The organism is Paucibacter sp. XJ19-41 (assembly GCF_028462495.1).
Classification (GTDB): Bacteria; Pseudomonadota; Gammaproteobacteria; order Burkholderiales; family Burkholderiaceae_C; genus Roseateles_E.
In genome coordinates this window covers 1-486 of the sequence record NZ_JAQOWX010000296.1, presented here as the reverse complement: position 1 = coordinate 486, position 486 = coordinate 1, and the positions used below count along the sequence as shown (strand labels likewise).

The window sequence follows — 486 nt, the reverse complement described above, 5'->3', positions numbered from 1 at the left end:
CGGCGGCCGAGCGCGACTGGGCCCAGCGCCTGCCGGCCGCATCGCCCGAGCCGGTGTGCGGCGCGGCGCTGGCCGATTTCCGCGGCCTGCTGGCGGCCATGCAGGCCGACTACCTGCCCGCCATCGAGGCCTTCTCGACCGCCTTCGGCCTGGCGATGCGCTGCGGCCAACTGCGCCGGGCCATCGCGCTGGCCACCAATCTGGGCTTCACCTACACCCGGATGAGCGATTTCGAGAGCGCGATGGACTGGCTCAAGCGCGCGCTGGATCTGGCGCGCGGCGCCCGCTGGCCCGGCATGATCGGGCTCTGCCTGGCCCATACCGGCGAGGCCTTGCGGCGCCTGGGCCAGCTCGACAACGCCCGCGAGCTGCTGCGCGAATGCCTGCAGCTCAGCGCCGGTCAGCCGCAGGCGCGCACCGCCGCGCTGGCCTGCCGCTTCCTGGCCCAGACCGAGATGGACAGCGGCGACTTCGCCGCCGGCCTGG

The 486-nt window shown here is 74.5% G+C and carries 1 protein-coding gene; it reads left to right on the top strand.

Translation table 11 applies throughout. The features are described from left to right. Positions 1-486: tetratricopeptide repeat protein (locus PO768_RS29065; RefSeq protein WP_272648832.1), on the top strand; the 486-nt coding region annotated here is incomplete at both ends.